The organism is Halomonas sp. GD1P12 (assembly GCF_025725645.1).
In the GTDB taxonomy this organism is placed as follows: domain Bacteria; phylum Pseudomonadota; class Gammaproteobacteria; order Pseudomonadales; family Halomonadaceae; genus Vreelandella.
This window is the reverse complement of the sequence record NZ_CP107007.1, coordinates 2,844,682-2,862,804: the sequence shown is the minus strand read 5'-3', so window position 1 is coordinate 2,862,804 and position 18,123 is coordinate 2,844,682. Positions and strand designations below refer to the sequence as shown.

Genomic DNA, 18,123 nt, shown 5'->3' with positions numbered 1-18,123 from the left:
CGCGTCCGAGTTAGCAGGCTATCGTTTGGTCTGCTCGTTGTCCGGTGCATTCCGCACCGGCCTGGTTTCAAGGAGGCGACGACCATGCCCTGGTGGGTAGCGATAAACGTACTAATTTTTGCGCTGGCGATCGCACTGCTGGCGCGCTGGCAGCGCCGCGGCGCGAGCCTTTCTCGCGTGGTGTTGGTGGGGCTGATTATTGGTGTACTGCTGGGTGCTGCGTTGCAGGCGCTTTATGCCGACACCGCCACGCTCACCGGCACTATCGACTGGGTCAACCTGGTCGGCGGTGGCTACGTGCAGCTTCTCAAGATGATCATCATGCCGCTGGTGCTGGTGACGATTCTCTCGGCAGTCACCCGGCTTCACGACGCCAGCTCGCTTGGCAAGATCAGCGTTGGCGTGCTGGCCATGCTGATGATCACCACGGCGATTTCTGCGATCATCGGCATCGGCATGACCCAGCTGTTCGGGCTTTCCGCCGAAGGGCTCGTTCAGGGCGCGCGCGAGCTCGAGCGCGGCCAGGACATCATCGAGCGTAGCGCCCAGGTCGCGGATCTGACCGTACCACAGCTGCTTTTATCCTTCATTCCCAGCAACCCGTTCCAGGACCTGGCCGGCGCGCGCCCGACCTCGATCATCAGCGTAGTGATTTTCGCGACCTTTCTGGGCATGGCGGCACTGGGCATCAAGCGCGAGAACGCGGTACTCGGCGACAGGTTGATCGACGGCATCGACGTGGTGCAGAAGTGGATCATGCGCCTGGTGCGCATGGTGATTCGCCTCACGCCCTACGGCGTCATGGCGCTGATGACCAAGGTGGTCGCGACGTCCGACATCGGCGACATTCTCGGCCTTCTGGGGTTCGTGGTGGCCTCCTATATCGGGCTTGGCCTGATTCTGGTGATGCACGCGCTGTTTCTCTCCGGCGCCGGGGTCAATCCGCTGCGCTACTTCCAGAAGGTGTGGCCGGTACTGACGTTCGCGTTCACCTCGCGCTCGAGTGCGGCGACCATTCCGCTCAACATCGAAGCCCAGGTCGACCGTATCGGCGTGCCGCCGGCGATCGCCAATTTCGCCGCCTCCTTTGGGGCCACCATCGGCCAGAACGGCTGCGCGGGGCTCTATCCGGCGATGCTCGCCATGATGATCGCGCCGACGGTGGGGATCGACCCGCTCTCGCTCGAGTTCCTGGCGACGCTGGTGCTGGTGGTGACGCTGGCCTCGTTCGGCATTGCCGGCGTCGGCGGCGGGGCGACCTTTGCGGCGATCATCGTGCTCTCGACGCTGGATCTGCCGATCGCACTGGCCGGTCTTCTGATCTCGATCGAGCCGCTGATCGACATGGGCCGCACGGCGATCAACGTCAACGGCTCCATGACCGCAGGCACCGTGACCAGCCGGCTGCTGGGCCAACACGACGGTGCGGTCTTCGCCGCGGAGTCCGACGAGCTGGGCACGCCGAAAGCCGCCTAGCGCGCTTTCAGGCCCAAAAAAAGCCACCTTCGGGTGGCTTTTTTCATTTGCAAGGGTAGGGCAGGGCTCAGCGTTCGAGCTTGTCCATTTTGCCGCTCTTGCCGTCCCACTCTTCGGCGTCCGGCAGCGGGTCTTTCTTTTCGTTGATATTGGGCCATACGTCGGCGAGCTCGGCGTTGATCTCGATGAAGGGTTCCTGGCCGCTTGGCAACTCGTCTTCAGAGAAGATCGCCTCGGCGGGGCACTCCGGCTCACACAGCGCGCAGTCGATGCACTCGTCGGGGTGGATCACCAGAAAGTTCGGGCCTTCATAGAAACAGTCGACCGGGCAGACTTCTACGCAGTCGGTATATTTGCACTGGATGCAGTTTTCGGTAACGACAAACGTCATCGGTTGGTTCCTCTTGCCTGGCCGCCGGCGGCCACGGTAGTCGTAAATGATTGCTAATCGTGAATGGTTATAAGCTAACCGCTTTTTATAAGCTAAAACGCATGCCGAGTATTCTAGAGGGGGTGCCGGGCTGCGGCAAGCGCGAACTGGCCCGTCAGAGAAGCGCCCGCCACTGATACATCAGGGCCAACGCCTCCCGCGGCGATAGATCGTCCACGTCGACGTTGGTAAGCGCCTCCACCACCGGGTGCGGAGCGCTGGCGAACAGATCGCTTTGAAGCGGCGCGCTGGCCGCCGGTGCCGGGCGCTGCTGCTCGTCGACGTCGCGCTGCTCGAGCATGGCAAGCTTCTCGCGGGCGCGATGGATCACCGCACTTGGCACGCCGGCCAGCTGGGCGACCTGCAGGCCGTAGCTCTGGCTTGCCGGCCCCGCCTCGATGCGGTGCATGAACACGATGCTGTCGCCATGCTCGGTGGCGGTCAGGTGAATGTTCGCCACGCCCTCGGCTTGCTCCGGCAGGGCGGTCATCTCGAAGTAGTGGGTGGCGAAGAGCGTCAGCGCTTTGGTGCCCGCCAGCTGCTCGGCGCTCGCCCAGGCAAGCGACAGGCCGTCGAAGGTGCTGGTGCCGCGGCCGATCTCGTCCATCAGCACCAGACTCTGGTCGGTGGCGTTATGCAGGATATTGGCGGTTTCGGTCATCTCCACCATGAAAGTGGAGCGCCCGCCGGCGAGATCGTCGGAGGAGCCGATGCGGGTGAAGATGCGATCGAGCGGGCCGATCTCGGCCTGTGCGGCGGGCACGAAGCTGCCGCAGTGGGCGAGCAGCGCAATCAGCGCGGTCTGGCGCATGTAGGTCGATTTACCGCCCATGTTAGGGCCGGTGATGACCAGCATGTGCCGCGTCGGGGAAAGGTCGATATCGTTGGGCACGAAAGGCGTTTGACTGACGTGCTCGACCACCGGGTGGCGCCCGGCGGTGACGTGAATACCGGTTTCCTGGCTAAGCGTCGGGCGCACCCAGCCAAGCGCCTCGGCGCGCTCGGCGAAGGCGCACAGCACGTCGAGCTCGGAGAGCGCCTGGGAGGTCGCCTGGAGCGCGTGAAGATGGGCGTTGAGCTCGCCAAGAAGGCGCTCGTAGAGCCACTTTTCCCGCGACAGCGCCCGGGACTTTGCCGACAGCGCCTTGTCCTCGAACTCCTTGAGCTCGGGGATAATGAAGCGCTCGGCATTTTTCAGCGTCTGGCGGCGAATGTACTCCGCCGGCGCCTGCTGCGCCTGAGCGCGGGGCAGCTCGATGAAGTAGCCGTGCACCCGGTTATAGCCCACTTTCAGGTTCGAAAGCCCGGTGCGCTCGCGCTCGCGCCGCTCGAGCTCGACCAGATACTCGCCGGCGTTTTCCGCAAGCCCGCGGTGCTCGTCGAGATCATCATCGAAGCCTTCCGCGATCACGCCGCCGTCGCGAATCACCACCGGCGGGTTGGTGATGATCGCCCGGGTCAGGGTGTCCGCCATCTCCGGGTAGGGGCGAACGTGGGGCTTGAGCGCGTCGATGGCGCTGCCACTCTCCACCGCCTCCAAAAGGCGCTGTAGTTCGGGTAAAGCGTTGAGCGCATCGCGAAGGCGGGCCAGATCCCGCGGGCGGGCGCTGTAGAGCGCTACGCGCGCCAGTATGCGCTCGATGTCGCCAAGCTCAGAAAGCGCCTCGCGAAGCTCCATATAGGCGGCGTCGAGGCTCAAAAGCGCGACGCCGGCCTGGCGGCCCTTGACCAGCTCGATCTGGCGCAGCGGGCGGTTGAGCCAGCGCTTCAAGAGCCGCGAGCCCATCGGCGTGGCGCAGGTATCGAGCACGCTCGCCAGCGTATTGTCGGTGCTGCCGGCAAGGTTGGTGTCGATCTCCAGGTTACGCCGGCTGGCACCGTCGATGACGACGGCGTCGTCGCGATTCTCGACAGTGATGGCGGTGACGTGGGGCAGGCGCGAGCGCTGGGTGTCGCGGGCGTAATCGACCAAAACGCCGGCGGCGATGAGCGCCGTGGAAAGGTGCGCGCAGCCGAAGCCGCGCAGATCCTGCACCTGAAACTGATCACACAGGCTCCGGTTGGCGCTGTCTAAATCGAACAGCCACTCGCCCTGGCGGCGCAGGCTGCGCTTTTGCGACCAGGCCTCCGGCAGCGTCAGGTTTTCAGGCACCAAAAGCTCCGCCGGCGCCAGGCGGGTCAGCTCGGCGAGCATCTCTGCTTCGCTTTCTACCTCGAGCACGTTGAAGCGCCCGCTGGAGAGTTCGAGCCAGGCAAGACCGAAGCGATCGCGGCCCGGGGCGAGCGCGACCAGGACGTTATCGCGTCGGGCGTCGAGCAGCGCCTCATCGTGCAGCGTGCCTGGGGTGACGATGCGCACCACCTGGCGCTCCACCGGGCCCTTGCTGGTCGCCGGGTCGCCGATCTGCTCGCAAATCGCCACGGACTCGCCGGCGGCGACCAGCCGAGCAAGATAGCCCTCGGCGCTATGGTAAGGGACGCCAGCCATGGGAATCGGCTTGCCGCCGCTTTGGCCGCGGGCGGTCAAGGTGATATCCAAAAGCGCCGCGGCGCGGCGGGCATCGTCGAAGAACAGCTCGTAAAAATCCCCCATCCGGTAGAAAAGCAGCACTTCCGGGTGGTCACGTTTGATCTTCAGATACTGCGCCATCATGGGCGTATGCGCGGGGCTTTGTGACATGGACGTCCTGGCTTGGCGTGGCCCACGGCAAGGCTTGGCCGTGGGCGGTGTTCGAGTTCCGTGTGTTGGTTCTATAGGCAACACAAACGCAGTATTCTACGCTGAACACAGCGCTGACATGAAGGAGTCTGCAAGGTGGCTGACGTATCCGGCTTGAAAAATCTCGATATGGCGCTGCTTGCCAAGCGCCTGGGCAAGCTCTGCGTGGCCCAGAACGTCACGCTGACCACGGCAGAGTCCTGCACCGGGGGCGGCATCGCCTCGATGATCACCTCGGCGGCGGGCAGCTCCGCCTATTTCGAAACCGGATTGGTGACCTACTCCAACGCGGCCAAGACCCGGCTTTTGGGCGTGGCCCAACAAACGCTCGACGCCCATGGTGCGGTGAGCGAGGCGGTGGTGAACGAGATGGTGCGCGGGGCGTGTCGTGAAAGCGGCGCACAGCTTGGCGTGGCGGTGAGCGGCGTGGCCGGGCCCGGCGGCGGCAGCGCGGAAAAGCCCGTGGGGCTCGTGTGGCTAAGTGTGGGCAGCGAGCGCGAACAGCGCGCCCAGCGCTTCATGTTTCCCGGCGACCGGCAAGCGGTGCGTGAGCAGGCGGTGCGCGAGGCGCTGATCGCGTTGATCCTGCGCCTTTCGCGCTAGCGCACTCGGGCAAAAAGCACTGCTGTCAGCGCTTTGAGAGCGAACTGATAGCCGGGGTGCTGCGGAAATAAATAGCGCGACAGGGATAGGTTTTGCGGCCAATATTTGGCATAATACTGGCTAATTATACAGGTTGTTACGAGGACGCTTTACATGGCTCAAGATGAAAACCGTACCAAAGCACTGAACGCCGCGCTCAGCCAGATCGATCGTCAGTTCGGCAAGGGCACCGTCATGCGTCTGGGCGATGCGCCGCGCGTGGTCATGCCGTCGGTATCGACCGGATCATTAGGACTCGACATCGCGCTCGGCATTGGCGGTCTGCCCTACGGGCGGGTCGTCGAAATCTTCGGCCCGGAGTCCTCGGGCAAGACCACGCTGACGCTGTCGGTCATCGCTCAGGCGCAGAAACAGGGCAAGGTGTGCGCGTTCGTGGACGCCGAGCACGCGCTCGACCCAAGCTACGCGGAAAAGCTCGGCATCAACCTGGATGACCTGCTGGTCTCCCAGCCGGACACCGGTGAACAGGCGCTCGAGATCACCGACATGCTGGTGCGCTCCGGCGGTGTCGACGTCATCATCATCGACTCCGTGGCGGCCCTCACCCCGCGCGCCGAGATCGAAGGCGAAATGGGCGACGCCCACGTGGGTCTGCAGGCGCGCTTGATGTCTCAGGCGCTGCGCAAGATCACCGGCAACATCAAGAACGCCAACTGCCTGGTCGTCTTCATCAACCAGATCCGCATGAAAATCGGCGTCATGTTCGGCAGCCCCGAAACCACCACCGGCGGTAACGCGCTGAAGTTCTACTCGAGCGTGCGTCTGGATATTCGCCGCACCGGCTCGGTGAAAACCGGCGACGAGGTCACCGGTAACGAAACCCGCGTGAAGGTCGTGAAGAACAAGGTCGCGCCGCCGTTCCGTCAGGCCGAGTTCCAGATTCTCTACGGCAAGGGCATCTACCACGCCGGCGAAGTGATCGATCTGGGCGTGCAGTGCAACCTGGTCGACAAGGCCGGCGCCTGGTACAGCTACAAGGGCAGCAAGATCGGTCAGGGCAAGGCCAATGCGTCCCAGTACCTGGAAGAGCATCCGGAAATCATGGAAGAGATCGAGAGCCAGATTCGCGATCAGCTGCTGGCCAAGGCCGAGCCCAAAAAAGAAGAAGAGGTCGCCGCAGCGGATGACGCGGGCGGCGAAGATAGCCTGATCTAATCGTCCGTCCCTGCGGAGAGAGCCATGTTTGGCGCCGGTAACGCGACCCCGCGCGGGGTCGCCATCGATCTACTGGCCCGGCGCGAGTACTCCCGCGCCGAGCTCCATGAAAAGCTTGCGCAAAAGACGTTCGAGGAGGCCGATATCCTCGAATGCCTCGACGCCCTCGAGGAGCAGGGGCTTCAAAACGACGACCGCTTCAGCGAAAGTTTCGTACGCTCGCGGGTGCTGCGAGGCCAAGGGCCCATACGCATCAAAATGGAGCTTGGTCGCCGTGGCATCAGAGGCGATGCCCAAACGCAGGCGATTAACGCGGTCGCCGAGCAGGAGCGCATCGACTGGTTCGAACTGGCGGCTGAAACGCTACAGCGGCGCTTTCGCACGTCCGGGGCGCCTTCGGGCGAGCGTTTTGTGCCCCCCAAAGAGCGCGCCAAACGCGAGCGCTTTCTGGCTCAGCGCGGCTTCGACTTCGAGCAGATTCGCTACGCGCTCTCCACGCTTTCCGACTAAACCGCACCTGTAATTCCTTCACCCATCGCACTGCTTGTAAGACGCCAGCGCTTCGTGGCTTTAGTCGCGTGGCAACTTCGTTATAATGGATGTTTTGCGGCTCCCAGGGTGGCGGCGATAGCGCCCCGGGGCATCACGCTTCATTGTCACGGAACCCCTATGAAAAGCGCAGCGATCAGGCAGGCCTTCCTCTCCTATTTCGAAGAGCACGGACACACCGTGGTTCCCACCAGCTCGCTGGTGCCCGGCAACGACCCAACGCTTTTGTTCACCAACGCCGGCATGGTGCCGTTCAAGGACGTTTTTCTGGGCCGCGACCCGCGCCCCTACGTGCGCGCCACCTCGGCCCAGCGCTGCGTGCGCGCCGGTGGCAAGCACAACGACCTGGACAACGTCGGTTACACCGCGCGCCACCACACGTTTTTCGAGATGCTGGGCAACTTCAGCTTCGGCGACTACTTCAAGCGTGATGCCATCCGCTTTGCCTGGACGTTTCTGACCGACACCCTGGGCCTTCCAAAGGAGAAGCTTTGGGTCACCGTGCATATCAGCGACGACGAGGCCGAAAGGATCTGGAAAGAGGAGATCGGCATCGACCCCGAGCGCTTCTCGCGTCTGGACGAGGACAACTTCTGGCAGATGGGCGATACCGGCCCGTGCGGGCCGAGCTCGGAAATATTTTTCGATCACGGCGCTGACGTTTGGGGCGGGCCGCCCGGAAGCCCGGAGGAAGACGGCGACCGCTACATCGAGATCTGGAACCTGGTCTTCATGCAGTTCGACCGTGACGCCGAGGGCACGTTGCATCCGCTGCCCAAGCCTTCGATCGACACCGGCATGGGGCTTGAGCGTGTTGCGGCGGTCATGCAGGGCGTGCACTCCAACTACGAGATCGACCTGTTCCAGAACCTGCTGAAAGCGGCCGCGCAGGCCACCGGCTCCCATGATCTCGAGGCACCGTCGCTTCGCGTCATCGCCGACCACATCCGTTCCTGCGCGTTCTTGATCGCCGACGGCGTGCTGCCCTCCAACGAAGGGCGCGGCTACGTCCTGCGCCGGATCATTCGCCGCGCGGTACGCCACGGCCACAAGCTTGGCGCCACGGGAACGTTCTTCCATGAGCTGGTCGAGGCGCTGGATGCGGAGATGGGCGACGCCTACCCGGAGCTTCGCGAGTCGAGCGCGCAGATCGCCCGCGTGCTGCTGAAAGAAGAGGAGCAGTTCGCCCGCACGCTGGATCATGGCATGGGGCTTCTGACCGAAGCGCTGGAGAATCTCGACGGCGACACGCTGCCCGGCGAGACCGTGTTCAAGCTCTACGACACCTACGGTTTCCCCTTCGATTTGACCGCGGACGTCTGCCGCGAGCGCGGCGTCACACTCGATGAAGCGGGTTTCCAGCGCGAGCTCGAGGCCCAGCGTGAGCGCGCCCGCGCGGCGAGCCAGTTCGGCGCCGACTACAGCGCCAACATCGAGCTCGAAGGCGCCACCGACTTCACCGGGTACGAGCTTTTAGCCGACGACGCCCAGGTGACGGCGCTACTCGATACCGAAGGCAACGCGCTGGCCGCGCTCGAGGCAGGGCAGAAGGGGATCGTGGTGCTGGATCGCACGCCGTTCTACGGCGAGTCCGGCGGCCAGGTGGGCGACACCGGCTACCTGCACGTCGACGGCGGGCGCTTTCAGGTCACCGATACCCAGAAGCAGAGCGGCCACCACCTGCACCAGGGCGTGATGGTCGAAGGCACGCTGAGCGTCGGCGCCGGGGCGCGTGGCGAGGTCGATACCGGCCTTCGCGCCGCCACGGTGCGTAACCACTCCGCCACCCACCTGCTGCACGAAGCGCTGCGCATCGTACTGGGCGACCACGTCCAGCAGAAGGGCTCGCTGGTCAACGCCGAGCGCCTGCGCTTCGATTTCAGCCATTTCGAGGCGCTGAGCGCCGAGCAGCTTTCCGAGGTCGAGCGGCTGGTCAACGAGCAGGTGCTGGCCAACGCTCCGACCCGCACCGAGCAGATGACGCTTTCCGAGGCGAAAGCCAAGGGCGCAGCGGCGCTGTTCGAGGCGAAATACGCCGACAGCGTGCGCGTGCTGACCATCGGAGCTGACGACTTCTCCATCGAGCTTTGCGGTGGCACCCACGTGGCGCGAAGCGGCGATATCGGCTGCTTCCATATCGTGAGTGAGGCGGGCACCGCCGCCGGCGTTCGTCGTATCGAGGCGATCACCGGCGAGAACGCGCTGGCCTACTTCCAGCAGCAGGAAGCCACGCTCGAGCGCCTGGGGGCGCGGCTCAAGGCCAAGCCCGAGCAGGTCGAGTCCCGCGTGGAGTCGCTGTTTGAGCGCAACCGCACGCTCGAAAAAGAGCTCGAGCAGCTCAAGGCGAAGCTTGCAAGCTCCGCCGGCAGTGACCTGCTTGGCCAGGTCCAAGAAGTAAGCGGCGTGAAGCTTCTGGCGACTCGGCTCGACGGCGTTTCCGGCAAGGACCTTCGCGGCATGCTCGACCAGCTCAAGCAGAAGATCGGCTCCGGCGTGATCCTGTTGGCGGTCGCGGACCAGGCGGCGGGCAAGGTGAGCCTGATCGCCGGGGTGACCGACGATCTCACCGACCGCGTCAAGGCCGGCGAGCTGGTCAACCACGTCGCCGCACAGGTCGGCGGCAAGGGGGGCGGGCGCGCGGACATGGCCCAGGCCGGCGGCAGCCAGCCCCAGGCGCTACCCGGGGCGCTCGATAGTGTGCCGGCCTGGCTTGCAAACGCGCTCTAACTCAAAGGGCCGGTGGCGCTGCCATCGGCCCTTTTTATAGCGGTAGTCAGACTAGCGCATGTTTCCAACGCTAATTTCCCGCTAGTCTACTATTACTCTTTTACTCCGAACGCATAGGGAAAATGGCATATGGCACTATACGTACAAAAGTTCGGCGGTACGTCGGTCGGCTCCGTCGACCGGATCAAGGCCGTGGCGGAAAAGGTAAAAGGCTTTCGCGACCAGGGCCACCAGATCGTGGTGGTGGTCTCCGCCATGAGCGGCGAGACCAACCGCCTCACCGATATGGCCCACGCGCTCAACGAAGACCCGGCGCCGCGCGAAATGGACATGCTGCTCTCCACCGGCGAGCAGGTCACCATTTCACTGCTGGCGATGGCGCTGCAGCAGCTCGGCGTGTCGGCGACTTCGCACACCGGCGCCCAGGTGGGTATCCATACCGACAGCGCTTACACCAAGGCGCGCATTCAGCGCATCGAAACCGACGATCTCAAGACCGACCTCGACGAAGGCAAGGTCGTGGTCGTGGCGGGCTTTCAGGGCGTGGATGAAGAGGGCAACATCACGACCCTCGGTCGCGGCGGCTCGGACACCACCGGCGTGGCCCTGGCCGCGGCGCTCGGTGCCGACGAGTGCCAGATCTATACCGATGTCGACGGCGTCTACACCACCGACCCGCGCGTCTGCTCGAAGGCGCAGCGCCTTACGAGCATCACCGTCGAGGAGATGCTGGAGCTTGCAAGCCTGGGATCCAAGGTGCTGCAGATTCGCGCGGTAGAGTTCGCTGGCAAGTACAACGTTCCGCTTCGGGTGCTGTCCAGTTTCGAGGATGGCCCCGGTACCCTAATTGTTGCTGATTCTGACCAAGACGAGGATTCCATGGAAGAACCGCTGATCTCCGGTATCGCCTTTACCAAGAACGAAGCCAAGCTGACCCTTTTGCATACGCCAGACGTGCCGGGTGTCGCCTCACGCATTCTCGGCCCGATCGCCGACGCCAACATCGAAGTCGACATGATCGTGCAGAACGTGGCCCCCGCCGGCGACTACACCGACTTCACCTTCACCGTGGCCAAGGGCGACTACAAGGCGACCAAAAAGCTTCTGGAAGAGAGCGTGATTCCGGATCTGGGCGGCGGTGAGCTGCGCGGTGACGACAACATCGCCAAGGTCTCGCTGGTGGGTGTCGGCATGCGCTCTCACGCCGGCGTTGCCTCGAAGATGTTTCGTGTATTGGCCGATGAGAACGTCAATATCCGTATGGTCTCCACCTCGGAAATCAAGATTTCCGTGGTCATCGATGAAAAGCATATGGAACTGGCGGTGAACGCGCTACACAAGGCGTTCGGTTTGGACAGCACAAATATAGAATCTAAATAACATTTGTGCTCTAAACCTTCTACGCTAATAGGTAACTTGCTGCCAACGGTGGTGAGCTCACTTACAGCGAATGCTTAACGTGTCATGGAGCCAGAGGCAACAGTCGTTGGTGACTGGTGTCGCTTTGTCGCATAATAGCGACGGTGACGCCTCTGGCGGACACGGTTCGTTGTACAAACGTCTGAGAAGGAGATCAGCCATGCTCATCCTAACGCGCCGCGTAGGCGAAACGCTGATGATAGGTGATGAGATCACCGTCACAGTGTTGGGAGTAAAAGGTAATCAGGTCAGAATTGGTGTGAATGCTCCCAAGGATGTCGCCGTACATCGCGAAGAGATCTACCAGCGCATTCAGCGCGAGCGTGACACTGAAAGCGAACCTGAATAAATGGCGGCTTATCCCACGTCCACTAGAGGGCGTCTAAGCGCTAACATGAAGCCGGTGCGAAAAAATTTCTGCTTAAGTCTGGACAACCCAACGCATAATCGGTAATATTCGCGCCGTGCCGTTGAGGAGAGGTGGCCGAGTGGCTGAAGGCGCTCCCCTGCTAAGGGAGTATAGGGTTTATAGCCCTATCGAGGGTTCGAATCCCTCTCTCTCCGCCAACTGCCGAACTTGTTGAAAATCGTTTTACGTTTCGAAGTATTTTGGAATCGAGCGAGTTTTCATTGGATATGCGCCCGTAGCTCAGCTGGATAGAGTATCTGACTACGAATCAGAGGGTCGGAGGTTCGAATCCTCCCGGGCGCGCCATCCACAGGTTGTTTGATCGAATCGCGCGATTACATCCGTCGATTTGAATCGAGAAAGTAGCAGGACATTTTGTAAAGCGCCCGTAGCTCAGCTGGATAGAGTATCTGACTACGAATCAGAGGGTCGGAGGTTCGAATCCTCCCGGGCGCGCCAAATTCCAGGAAAACCCGTCTCTTTTGAGGCGGGTTTTCTGCGTCGGCGCCATGTAAACACGCCAGACGCGCCCCGCAGGCTGGTTCAGGAGGATGGAGCCTGTGCATGAGAGCTGCTCGCGCTCTCTGCGGTCGTTTAAAACGCCTGCCACGCTACGTGGTCAGGCGTTTTTTTTGGCTAATGGCTAGGCGAGGGCGCACGCCCTGGGGGTTGGGGCGAGCTCGGCGAGCAGCACGTCGAGTTCGGCGATGCGCTTCAAGCGCTGAAAATGCTGGTTGGCCTCGGTGCTTGCCTGGCGCATCTGGGCCAGCCACTGCTTGACCAGCGACACGACCACGCGCTCGGGCAGCGCTTCGCGCTGGCGCCTTGCGTACTCGGCGATGACGCCTGCGCGCATCGCCCAGCTGGTTTCGGGCAGGCGCTCGCCGGTGTCCAGCCAGTGACGAATGCGCGGGGCAAGCCAGGGGTCCGCCAGCGCACTGCGCCCGAGCATCACGTCGCGACAGCCCGAAAGCGTGCGCGCCTTCCAGTAATCCTCCAGCGTCCAGATATCGCCATTGGCCACCACCGGGATCGAGAGCCGCTCGCGGATGCGCCCGATCCACTCCCAGTGCGCCGGCGGCCGATAGCCTTCGTCACGGGTGCGCCCGTGTACCACCAGCCTTGCGGCGCCACCCGCCTCGGCGGCCTGGCCGCAGGCTACCGCCAGGCGCCGATCGGAAAAGCCCAGACGAATCTTTGCCGTGACCGGGATGCGCCCCTCCAGGGCTTCGTGCACCGCGCTCACCGCGCGAAAGACCCGCTCCGGGCGGCGCAACAGCGAGGCGCCGCCGTCGTGGCGGTTGACGAGTTTGGCCGGGCAGCCAAAGTTCAGATCCACGCTGACCGCGCCCAGCTCGAGCGCCTGACGCGCGTTGGCAGCCAGCGCCACCGGGTCAGAACCCAGAAGCTGCAGGTGCACCGGCACGCCGCTGGGCGTGGCGACCGGCGGGTGCTCGAGCTCCGGGCAGTGCTTGTAGAACACTCGGGGTGGCAGGCGCGCATCCACCACGCGTACGAACTCGGTCACCGTCCAATCGAAGCCGCGCTCTCGGGTGAGCAAATCGCGGGTGAGAGCGTCGATGACACCCTCCATCGGCGCCAGGCCGATTTCCCCCTTTTGTAGTAAATTAACAACCATGACTTCCACTTTTGCGGCATTGCAATATATGCTGGATATGGCAGGTTAGAGGATTGTCCTTACTGCGCCAAGCGCCTTTGCAAAAGCCCGGCGCGCCAATCGATGGGATCATTCGGGAGAAAACCGTGCAAGAAGAAGAGCTGCTACAGGAAGGGCTGGCCCTGATGGGATTGGGGATGGGCTTTGTGTTTGTTTTTCTTACCATACTGGTGATCAGCGTAGTGCTGATGTCGGCGCTGATAACGCGCATGCAGCCCGCCGCCGAATCCACGCCAACGCGCGTCAAATCCAGCGCTGGCGCGACCCCGGCGGGCCAGGACGACGAGGTCGTGGCGGTCATCTCTGCCGCGGTGCATCGTTACCGCAGTTCGCGTACCCGATAGCGACACCGCTGACTAGCGAACTTTACAAAGATAAAGCGGCTTTTTTTGTTAAGTTTACTAACAAAACAATTTTGGAAACGAGCCATGAACGAGCCAGTCACACACGAGAAACCCCGCCCGCTGGGCATCACCGATGTCGTGTTGCGCGACGCCCACCAATCGCTGTTCGCTACGCGCCTTCGCCTAGACGATATGCTGCCGATTGCCGAAAAGCTCGACAGAATCGGCTTCTGGTCGTTGGAGACCTGGGGCGGGGCGACGTTCGATGCCTGCATTCGCTATCTGGGCGAAGATCCCTGGGAGCGTATTCGCGCGCTCAAGGAAGCGATGCCCAACACACCTCAGGCCATGCTGCTGCGCGGCCAGAACCTGCTGGGCTACCGCCACTACGCCGATGACGTCGTCGATAAATTCGTCGAGCGCGCCAAAACCAACGGCGTCGACGTGTTTCGCGTGTTCGACGCCATGAACGACCCACGTAACCTGGAGCGCGCGATCAAGGCCGTGCGCCAGGTCGGCGGCCATGCCCAGGGCACCATCTCCTACACCGTAAGCCCGGTTCATACCCTGGACAGCTGGGTGGAGCTTGCCCAGACCATCGCCGGGATGGGCGCCGACTCGCTGGCGATCAAGGATATGGCGGGCCTTTTGACGCCTTACACCGCTTTCGAGCTGGTCACGCGGCTGAAAAGGGCGCTGTCGATTCCGGTTCACCTGCACTGCCACGCGACCACCGGGCTTTCGACCTCGACCATCTTGAAAGCAGTCGAGGCCGGCGTGGACAACGTCGACACCGCGATTTCATCGATGTCGATGACCTACGGCCACAGCCCGACCGAATCCGTAGTGGCAATGCTCAAGGACACCGACCGCGACACCGGCCTCGATCTTGAGGCGCTCGAGGACATTGCCGGCTATTTCCGTCAGGTGCGCAAGAAGTACGCCGCCTTCGAAGGCTCGCTCAAAGGCATCGACTCGCGCATCCTGACCGCTCAGGTGCCCGGCGGCATGCTCACCAACATGGAGAGCCAGCTCAAGGAGCAGGGCGCCGGCGACCGGCTCGACGACGTGCTCGAGGAGATTCCGCGGGTGCGTGAAGACCTGGGTTTCATACCGCTGGTAACGCCGACCTCGCAAATCGTCGGCACTCAGTCGGTGATGAACGTGATGATGAATGAGCGCTACAAGTCGATCTCCAAGGAAGTGCAGGCGCTGTTGAAAGGTGAATACGGGGCCGCGCCCGCGCCGTTCAATTCGGAGCTTCAAACGCGCGTACTGGAAGGCGGTGAGCCGATCACCTGCCGCCCGGCAGACAACCTGTCGCCCGAGATGGAGCGGCTAAAAAGCGAGCTCGAAGAGAAGGCGAGCGCCGAGAGCATTCGCCTGAGCGAAGGCGAGCAGCGCATCGACGACGTGCTGACCTACGCGCTGTTTCCACAGATCGGCCTGAAGTTCCTGAAAAACCGCGACAACCCGGACGCCTTCGAGCCCGCGCCCCAGGTCGAGCAAGCCAAGGGTGACGACAAGTCCAAAGCTCAGTCACCGGCATCGGCCGCCGCGGCAACGTCCAGCGCAGCGACGGCTGGCGCGGCAACGGCCGCCGGACCCGAGACCTATACCGTCAAGCTCAACGGCAAGGCCTACGTGGTCGAGGTCGCCGAAGGCGGCGATATTGGCCAAATCACTGACACCAGCGCGTCATCGGCGCCGGCGCCAACGAGCGAGCCGGCTGCTTCGAGCGGGGAGAGCATCGATGCGCCGCTAGCCGGTAACATCTTCAAGGTCAACGTGAAGGTGGGTGATCAGGTGAGTGAAGGCGACGTGGTGATCATTCTCGAAGCCATGAAGATGGAAACCGAGGTGCGCGCCCAGAGCGGCGGCACGGTGTCCAGCGTCAACGTGAGCGAAGGCGACAGCGTCGCCGTAGGCGACTCTCTGGTCGAGCTTTAAGGGCATCCGATAATGGATAAATTGATTACCCTGTGGGAAGGCTCGGGGCTTTATAACCTCCAGCTCGGCCAGGCGGTCATGATGGTGGTGGCGCTGGTGCTTTTGTATCTCGCCATCTACAAGAAGTTCGAGCCACTGCTGCTGGTGCCGATCGGTTTTGGCGGGATTCTGGCCAACATCCCCGAGGCGGGGCTTGCGATTTCGGCGCTCGATCAGGCGATCGACGTGGCGCGCCCGGCGCTGCTGGAGCAGATCGGCGCCGCCCTGGGGGTGGCGCTCGACCCGGCGGCAGGGTTGGAGGCCTGGCGCGAAGCGCTCAAGGTGGTCGCGCACGACGCCGCCCCGGAAGCAGCGCGCGCCGCCCGCGACATCGCCGTGGCGGCAGGCTACAGCAACGGCGTGCTCTACAACTTCTACAGCGTGGCCATCGGTTCGGGCATCGCGCCGCTGGTGATTTTCATGGGCGTGGGGGCGATGACCGACTTCGGCCCGCTGTTGGCCAACCCGCGTACGCTGTTTCTCGGCGCGGCGGCGCAGTTCGGCATTTTCGCGACGCTTTTTGGCGCGGTGCTGCTCACCTCGATGGGCGTGATGGACTTTTCGCTCAATCAGGCCGCGGCGATCGGCATCATCGGCGGCGCGGACGGGCCGACCTCGATTTATGTCTCGAGCGTGCTGGCCCCGGAACTGCTGGGGGCGATCGCCGTGGCGGCTTACGCCTACATGGCGCTGGTACCGCTGATCCAGCCGCCGATCATGCGCCTGTTGACCACCGACAAGGAGCGCAAGATCGCCATGACGCAGCTGCGTCCGGTCTCGAAGCTCGAAAAGATCGTCTTTCCGATCATTTTGCTGCTGCTGGTGGCGATGTTTCTGCCGGATGCCGCGCCGCTTCTGGGCATGTTCTGCTTTGGTAACCTGATGCGCGAATGCGGCGTGGTCGAACGGCTGGCGGACACTGCCCAGAACGCGCTGATCAACATCGTCACCATCGTACTGGGGCTTTCGGTGGGCTCGAAGCTCATGGCCGAAAGCTTTCTTGCCTTTGAGACGCTGGGCATTCTGGGTCTGGGCATCGTGGCCTTCGGCATCGGCACCGCCGCCGGCGTGTTGATGGCCAAGCTGATGAACCTGGTGAGCAAAATGCCGATCAACCCGCTGATTGGCGCCGCTGGCGTTTCCGCCGTGCCGATGGCCGCGAGGGTCGCCAACAAGGTGGGGCTCGAGTCGAACCCGCACAACTTCCTGCTGATGCACGCCATGGGCCCGAACGTGGCCGGCGTTATCGGCTCGGCGGTGGCTGCCGGGGTGATGATCAAGTATCTGGGCTAAAAGCCGCGGTGTAAGTGAAAGCGTCAGAGAACGTGGCGCGGTGTCGAGCAGCCCGTAGTGAGGGTTTTTCGCCAGGGATGGCGAAAGTAGCGCCCAGGGAAGGGTTCACAGCGCCTCACGTAGGGGTGGGCGACACCGCTTCCTGCACCGGATTAGACGAATGGGCTAACTGACACGCCCCGCTTTCGAGCGGGGCGTGTCAGGTTTTGACGCGTTGAATGTCCAGCGCGCTTTTCAGGCGACTTTCGAGCACGGTGAAATCCGCCGGCTCGTCGGTGGGCCAGGCGACGGTCAGCGTCACGCCCTGGCCGTCGTAGTCGGCACCCGTAATGGGCGCGCTCTGTTCGTCGAAGTAGGCGCGGGCCTGGGCTTCCTGGGCGAAATCGACCTTTACACGGTAGGAAGTACGCTCGACGATTTCGCGCGTAGGCAGCGTCTCGAGGGCTTTATTCACCGACTGAGCATAGGCACGGGCCAGCCCGCCGGTGCCGAGTTTGGTGCCGCCGAAGTAGCGGATGACCACGCAGCCGATTTCACCGAGCCCGCTTCCCGAAAGTGCCTGAAACATCGGCCGCCCCGCGGTGCCGCCGGGCTCGCCGTCGTCAGAAAATCCGATATGGGTCTGCTCGCCGGGCGGGCCGGCAATGAAGGCGCTGCAGTGGTGGCTGGCGCTTGGGTGCGCCGACCGCGCCGCTTTTAAAAGCGTCTCGAAGGCCTCTGGCGTCGGCGCGTGGCAAAGCCAGGCGATGAACTGGCTTTTCTCGATGACAAGCTCGGCTTCAAAACGGGTGTCGAGCGCAAGGTCGGGGGCTCGGTAGCGCAAGCGGGGCTCCCTGAAACGGTTAGTGGCGCCGAGTGGTTGCGGCGGGGCTTTCAACGCCCATCACCATGCCCAGCACCTGTATATCGCTATTATGCAGGAAAACCGTCGGCATCGCCTCGCCTTCGGCGCACAGGCGCAGGCCAAGCCGGCTGATCGACAGCTCCTTGAGGGCGATTTCGCGCTGGTTGATCGTCGCGGTGGCGATTTCCCGGTGGCCACCGCGCTGCTGGCGGTGAATCACGATCACGTCGCCGTCAAACAGATTGTACTGCTGCATGCGATGACCGCGAACGCGCAGCGCATAGGTGTTGCGCCGGGTGACTTCACGCTGCTCACCGGTTACCCGCTTAAGGGCGGGGTTACGCGTGCTGGCCGCGACGCGCGAGGCGGTGGCAGGCTCAATCGGTCGTGATGCGATCATCGGTTTCTCTCCAGCAATCGCCCGCTCC

Annotated in this window: 15 protein-coding genes and 3 tRNA genes; 13 read left to right on the top strand and 5 right to left on the bottom strand. The window is 63.1% G+C overall.

The genetic code is table 11. The annotated features are described in order from the left end of the window. The first annotated feature begins 84 nt into the window (after window positions 1-84). Window positions 85-1,476: an L-cystine transporter gene (locus tag OCT39_RS13105; protein ID WP_263584905.1), complete on the top strand. Its 1,392-nt coding sequence runs from the start codon at window positions 85-87 to the stop codon at window positions 1,474-1,476. 67 nt (window positions 1,477-1,543) lie between these two features. Here OCT39_RS13105 and fdxA read toward each other — a convergent pair whose 3' ends face one another. Beyond that, window positions 1,544-1,867, bottom strand: coding sequence for a ferredoxin FdxA (fdxA, locus tag OCT39_RS13100; protein ID WP_263584904.1), 324 nt, complete (start codon window positions 1,865-1,867; stop codon window positions 1,544-1,546). Window positions 1,868-2,021: 154 nt separating this feature from the next. After that, window positions 2,022-4,586, bottom strand: coding sequence for a DNA mismatch repair protein MutS (gene mutS / locus OCT39_RS13095; protein WP_263584903.1), 2,565 nt, complete (start codon window positions 4,584-4,586; stop codon window positions 2,022-2,024). A gap of 168 nt (window positions 4,587-4,754) precedes the next feature. On the opposite strand from mutS, the gene OCT39_RS13090 reads away from it, so the two are divergent. The 9 genes from OCT39_RS13090 (at window position 4,755) to OCT39_RS13050 (ending at window position 12,006) form a co-directional block, all read left to right on the top strand. After that, a complete protein-coding gene (locus OCT39_RS13090) occupies window positions 4,755-5,228 on the top strand; it encodes a CinA family protein (protein WP_263587343.1) in 474 nt (157 codons plus the stop codon). 153 nt (window positions 5,229-5,381) lie between these two features. Continuing rightward, complete coding sequence (recA, locus tag OCT39_RS13085) at window positions 5,382-6,443, top strand: recombinase RecA (protein ID WP_263584902.1); 1,062 nt, start codon at window positions 5,382-5,384, stop codon at window positions 6,441-6,443. A gap of 24 nt (window positions 6,444-6,467) precedes the next feature. Further along, complete coding sequence (locus tag OCT39_RS13080) at window positions 6,468-6,953, top strand: regulatory protein RecX (RefSeq protein WP_263584901.1); 486 nt, start codon at window positions 6,468-6,470, stop codon at window positions 6,951-6,953. Between the two features lie 159 nt (window positions 6,954-7,112). Next, window positions 7,113-9,719: an alanine--tRNA ligase gene (gene alaS / locus OCT39_RS13075; protein WP_263584900.1), complete on the top strand. Its 2,607-nt coding sequence runs from the start codon at window positions 7,113-7,115 to the stop codon at window positions 9,717-9,719. A gap of 129 nt (window positions 9,720-9,848) precedes the next feature. After that, window positions 9,849-11,099: an aspartate kinase gene (locus OCT39_RS13070; protein ID WP_263584899.1), complete on the top strand. Its 1,251-nt coding sequence runs from the start codon at window positions 9,849-9,851 to the stop codon at window positions 11,097-11,099. 199 nt (window positions 11,100-11,298) lie between these two features. Then, window positions 11,299-11,487 carry a carbon storage regulator CsrA gene (gene csrA, locus OCT39_RS13065; protein WP_252106858.1) on the top strand — a complete coding sequence of 63 codons (189 nt, stop codon included), beginning with the start codon at window positions 11,299-11,301 and terminating at the stop codon, window positions 11,485-11,487. Between the two features lie 125 nt (window positions 11,488-11,612). Continuing rightward, a tRNA-Ser gene (locus OCT39_RS13060) sits at window positions 11,613-11,705 on the top strand. A gap of 71 nt (window positions 11,706-11,776) precedes the next feature. Beyond that, window positions 11,777-11,853, top strand: a tRNA-Arg gene (locus OCT39_RS13055). 76 nt (window positions 11,854-11,929) lie between these two features. Beyond that, window positions 11,930-12,006: transfer RNA gene (locus OCT39_RS13050), tRNA-Arg, on the top strand. 184 nt (window positions 12,007-12,190) lie between these two features. Here the strand turns inward: OCT39_RS13050 and OCT39_RS13045 are convergent. Then, complete coding sequence (locus OCT39_RS13045) at window positions 12,191-13,186, bottom strand: tRNA dihydrouridine synthase (RefSeq protein ID WP_263584898.1); 996 nt, start codon at window positions 13,184-13,186, stop codon at window positions 12,191-12,193. Window positions 13,187-13,311: 125 nt separating this feature from the next. On the opposite strand from OCT39_RS13045, the gene OCT39_RS13040 reads away from it, so the two are divergent. The 3 genes from OCT39_RS13040 to OCT39_RS13030 all read left to right on the top strand — a co-directional run bounded on the left by OCT39_RS13040 (window position 13,312) and on the right by OCT39_RS13030 (window position 16,851). After that, the gene (locus OCT39_RS13040) at window positions 13,312-13,569 is read left to right on the top strand and encodes an OadG family protein (protein WP_263584897.1); all 258 of its coding nucleotides are present in this window, start codon (window positions 13,312-13,314) and stop codon (window positions 13,567-13,569) included. An 84-nt stretch (window positions 13,570-13,653) separates the two neighbouring features. Beyond that, complete coding sequence (gene oadA, locus OCT39_RS13035) at window positions 13,654-15,519, top strand: sodium-extruding oxaloacetate decarboxylase subunit alpha (RefSeq protein ID WP_263584896.1); 1,866 nt, start codon at window positions 13,654-13,656, stop codon at window positions 15,517-15,519. 12 nt (window positions 15,520-15,531) lie between these two features. After that, on the top strand, window positions 15,532-16,851 hold the full coding sequence (locus tag OCT39_RS13030; protein ID WP_263584895.1) for a sodium ion-translocating decarboxylase subunit beta: 1,320 nt from the start codon (window positions 15,532-15,534) through the stop codon (window positions 16,849-16,851). Window positions 16,852-17,050: 199 nt separating this feature from the next. On the opposite strand, the gene OCT39_RS13025 is transcribed toward OCT39_RS13030, so the two are convergent. Continuing rightward, on the bottom strand, window positions 17,051-17,674 hold the full coding sequence (locus OCT39_RS13025) for an IMPACT family protein (protein ID WP_263584894.1): 624 nt from the start codon (window positions 17,672-17,674) through the stop codon (window positions 17,051-17,053). 19 nt (window positions 17,675-17,693) lie between these two features. Further along, a complete protein-coding gene (locus OCT39_RS13020; protein WP_263584893.1) occupies window positions 17,694-18,095 on the bottom strand; it encodes a LexA family protein in 402 nt (133 codons plus the stop codon). Window positions 18,096-18,123: the final 28 nt, after the last annotated feature.